Annotated in this window: 3 protein-coding genes, 1 tRNA gene and 1 pseudogene; 4 read left to right on the top strand and 1 reads right to left on the bottom strand. The window is 59.1% G+C overall.

Annotation, left to right across the window (positions count from 1 at the left end; all coding sequences use genetic code 11):
* Positions 1 to 357 (bottom strand): annotated as a pseudogene (locus ACIREA_RS27910) (hypothetical protein); the annotation flags it as partial.
* A 613-nt stretch (positions 358 to 970) separates the two neighbouring features.
* Here ACIREA_RS27910 and ACIREA_RS27905 point away from each other — a divergent pair.
* The 4 genes from ACIREA_RS27905 to ACIREA_RS27890 form a co-directional block, all read left to right on the top strand.
* A tRNA-Glu gene (locus ACIREA_RS27905) sits at positions 971 to 1045 on the top strand.
* 183 nt (positions 1046 to 1228) lie between these two features.
* Positions 1229 to 2173 (top strand): GDP-L-fucose synthase family protein, encoded by a 945-nt coding sequence (locus ACIREA_RS27900; RefSeq protein WP_397385599.1) that lies wholly within the window; start codon positions 1229 to 1231, stop codon positions 2171 to 2173.
* A gap of 54 nt (positions 2174 to 2227) precedes the next feature.
* Positions 2228 to 3511 (top strand): class I SAM-dependent methyltransferase, encoded by a 1284-nt coding sequence (locus ACIREA_RS27895; RefSeq protein ID WP_397385598.1) that lies wholly within the window; start codon positions 2228 to 2230, stop codon positions 3509 to 3511.
* A gap of 341 nt (positions 3512 to 3852) precedes the next feature.
* Positions 3853 to 4052, top strand: a 200-nt coding sequence (locus ACIREA_RS27890; protein WP_397385597.1) for a hypothetical protein, incomplete at its 3' end; no start/stop codon positions are given.

The following is a 4052-nucleotide window of genomic DNA, read 5'->3' as shown; positions in this document are numbered from 1 at the left end:
AAAGGAAAACGGGGATGCCAATGGTGCGGCGGCTGGAGCGGGTGCGGCACCTTGTCCTTCGCGGGCTTGCGCGATCAAGCCCGGCAGCTTGGCCGCAGGCAGTGCCACCATGCGTGGATCCTGAGGGGAGATGGGCACCTGGAATAGCGCCGGGCAGACGCGATACAATTCAAAGACCGGCAGTGCCGCCTGTCCGCTGCGCAGGGCGTTTTCCAGCAGGGAAGGGGGCAGGGAAAGCGGCTGCTCCGCAGGCAGCGCCCCCATGCGCACCACTTCGGCTGGGAGCTGATGGATCACATCGCCGACGGTCAGCGGTGCATTCGTGGGCGTGGCCCCCATGACGCTGAACGGCGACATTCCCGAGGCAGAATTGATCGGCGGTGCAGCAATCGGTTCGTTGCCAGCCGTTCTGAAAAGTGGATTGCCCCCGACTTGGAAGGGGGATGCACCAGCTGGGAACTGTAAAGGGGAAGACGCTTGCATGGAAGAGGGGCTGTTCGTGCCGGGGCCCGCCATTCTCTGAGGATGTGATCCCGCGAAGTATTGTGGAGGGTCTTGCCCCGGTTCGTTAGAACCGGCCCCTCGCTGGAACAAACTTCGGAACGAAAAACTCATCTGTGGATGTAGCGGCCCGACTTAACAGAATAGCAAGCCTGTGTGAAAAATCTAGTAATTATAAACAAATACCTCAGCATTTGCGTTATTTAACTGAGGTTAAGTATTATTGCCACACAGTTCAAGCATTTTTCAGCAGTTTCATATAACTGAATGATTGTTCAGCAACCTTGTGGCCATGCCTTTCTGGATTGCATTTTCCTGGTGCAAAAATCCTGGTGCAAAAATTCGATGAGGCAGGGGCTTTGATATTCGGATCAAGCCGGTCCGAAAAAGAATTTCAGAATCAATGAATTTTCTCTTGCGCAATTCTTCTTTGAAAGCAATATCCCCGCCCGCTCAATCCGAGCAAAACGACCCCTTCGTCTAGCGGTTAGGACACATCCCTTTCACGGATGCGACACGAGTTCGATTCTCGTAGGGGTCGCCACTCTCTTCAAGAGAGTGGCGGCCGAGGAAAATCAGCCATGACTAATCACTGGCACAACTGCTGCACACTGGTGCCATATGCCATGCCATGGTAGTGCTGGCCGGAGACCAGGCCGCCCCGTCATTGTCGCTGGAAAATGAAGCTTTGCTGGACACCGCAGGCGCATCCGCTAGGCATGCAGGCATGTCTTTATCAGGCGGCAAACTTTTCATCACGGGTCATCAGGGTCTTGTCGGACGCGCATTGATGCGCCACTACGCCGACAAGCCGGAATGGCAGGTCATCACCCGCACCAAGGCCGAGCTGGATCTGCGTGACCAGCATGCCACGGATGCCTTCTTTGCGGCGGAGCGGCCGGACCAGGTCATCCTCGCGGCGGCCACGGTGGGTGGCATCAAGGCCAGCTACACCCAGCCGGTCGATTTCCTGCTCAACAATCTGCAGATTCAAAACAGCGTTCTCTCAGCAGCGCACCGCTTTGACACGAAGAAGCTGCTTTTTCTTGGCAGCACCTGCATCTACCCGAAGGTGGTGGAGATGCCCATCCGTGAAGACAGCCTCATGACCGGGCCGATGGAGGAGACCAATGCGCCGTATGGGGTCGCCAAGATCGCGGGGATCAAGCTCTGCCAGGGCTACCGGCACCAGTATGGCCGTGATTTCATCTGCGGCATGCCGGCGAATCTGTACGGCCCCTTTGATAATTTTGATCCCGAGCACTCGCATGTGCTGCCTTCGCTGATCCGCCGTTTTCACGAGGCCAAGCTGCACAACAAGCCCAGCGTCACCCTCTGGGGCAGCGGCAAGCCGACGCGCGAATTCCTCTTCGTGGACGATCTGGCCTCCGCCTGCGCCTTCCTGCTGGAGAACTACAGCAGCCCTGACATCATCAACATCGGCACCGGTGCGGAGATCAGCATCCGCGATGCCGCAGAGGCCATCAAAACCATCATCGGCTACACCGGCGAGATCCTTTGGGACGCCACGCAGCCAGACGGGAATCCGCGCCGCCTGCTGGATGTCAGCCGCATGGCAAACCTGGGCTGGAAGGCCAGCACCGACTTCCGTGAAGGCGTGGCGCGCACCTATCAGTGGTTCCTTGACAACCGGGCCACTGCCCGCGTGTGAACCTGTCAATGAAGTCTAGCTGGACACGCCAGCACAACAATGCCAATTGAACCCATGGCCATCCAAGCTTTCCGCCCCGTCCTCATCACCCGCAACACCTGCCGTATTTGCGGCTCACGCAGCCTCACTCCTGTCGTCAGCCTTGGGGATCAATTCATTGGCGGCGTGCTTGCCAGCGCCGATGGCAGCGCCCTCATCAAGCGCAAGGTGCCTCTCGACCTCGTGCGTTGCGATCCTTCGCAGGATGAAAACGCCTGCGGGTTGGTGCAGATGCGCCACTCGGTGCCGCCGAAGGTTCTTTATCATCGCTACTACTATGAGTCTGGCATCAACCAGTCCATGATCGACAACCTCTCGGGCATCACCCAGCTCGTGGAGCAGACCGTCAGCCTCCGCGCCAAGGACATCGTGCTCGACATCGGCTGCAACGACGGCACGCTGCTTTCCAGCTACAAGACCCAGGGCCTGCGCCACATCGGCATCGATCCTTCGGACGTCGCCCTCAAGGCCCGCGCCAAAGGTTTTGAAGTGGTGAATGACTTCTTCTCTGCTCGTGCCTTCAGGAGCGTGCACGCCACGGAAAAGGCCCGCGTCGTCACCAGCATCTCCATGTTCTATGACTTGGAGAACCCGCACGCTTTTGTGCAGGACATCGCCGATGTGCTGGCCACGGACGGCATCTGGATCCTGGAGCAGAGCTATCTGCCTGCGATGCTCGACATCAACAGCTTCGACACCATCTGCCATGAGCACCTGGAGTACTACTCCCTCGCCGTGCTGGAGCGCCTGTTCGGCGATCACGGCCTCGAAGTCATCGACGTGCATCTCAACGATGTGAACGGCGGCAGCTTCCGCCTCGTGGTGGCCAACGCCGGTCAGGTCAAGCCTTCCGCTGAAGCCGCCGCTCGCGTGCAGGATCTCCGCATCCGTGAGTTCGAAATGGCGATCGATTCCGACGCCCCTTACGCCGTCTTCCGCGAAAACATCGAGCGCATCCGCACCGACCTCACCGCCTTCCTGCAGAAGGCCAAGGCCGAGGGCAAAGTGGTGCACGGCTACGGTGCCTCCACCAAGGGCAGCACCACGCTGCAGTTCTGCAATGTCACGCCGGATCTCGTTTCTGCCATCGCCGACCGCAATCCGGTCAAGTGGGGCAGCTACACCATCGGCACCCACATCAAGATCATCTCCGAAGAGGAATCCCGCGCCGCCAAGCCCGACTACTACCTCGTGCTGCCATGGCACTTCATGCCTGAGTTCCTCAAGCGTGAGACCGAGTTCCTCGCCCGTGGCGGCAAATTCGTCGTCCCGATGCCGCAGGTGCATCTGGTGGGTTGATCGTCGCGTTAGCGTCCCCCCAAGGAGCGGCACTTGCCAAGTGCCGCAGAGTGTTTCTGCCAGCAAAGCTCACCGGCTCAGCGCCATTCCCCGAGAGGCTGGTAAAAGATGAGGGGTAAAAAATCAGAGTCAGAAAAATCTTTTACCCTCGATCTTTTACCAGCCCTTTTGGTGGATGCGTCTTCAAGTGCCGCAATTTGGAAGGTGGAAGCCGCGTGGCTTTGCGGTGCGTTTCCAGGCCGGGACTTGGCAAGTCCCGCTCCTTGGACCGCGCACCATACGCTGCCATTCCACATTCGGTTTGAATCTAGCACCGTGCTCGCTCGTCTAGCCACACACCCATGGACGACAAGCCCGAGCCGATGACCAACAGCGCCGCACTGCGCCGCCTGCTTGTGTTCGCACGCGGGCACTGGCGCATCGCCGCGTGGCAGTTCACGCTGGCCGTGGCGGGCACCTCGCTCATCTTCGTCTTTCCCGGCGTGGTGCGCTGGTTCATGGATGAAATCATCCCGCAGAAGCGCAGCGATCTCATCTGGCG

This window comes from Prosthecobacter sp., from assembly GCF_044373815.1.
Lineage (GTDB): Bacteria > Verrucomicrobiota > Verrucomicrobiia > Verrucomicrobiales > Verrucomicrobiaceae > Prosthecobacter.
Note: the sequence above shows the minus strand (reverse complement) of the source record. Positions and strands in the feature narration are given on the sequence as shown.

Excerpts from the sequence above, each read along its gene's own strand:
- ACIREA_RS27895 (WP_397385598.1), top strand. The coding sequence starts at position 2,228 with ATGGCCATCCAAGCTTTCCGCCCCGTCCTCATCACCCGCAACACCTGC.
- ACIREA_RS27900 (WP_397385599.1), top strand. The coding sequence starts at position 1,229 with ATGTCTTTATCAGGCGGCAAACTTTTCATCACGGGTCATCAGGGTCTT.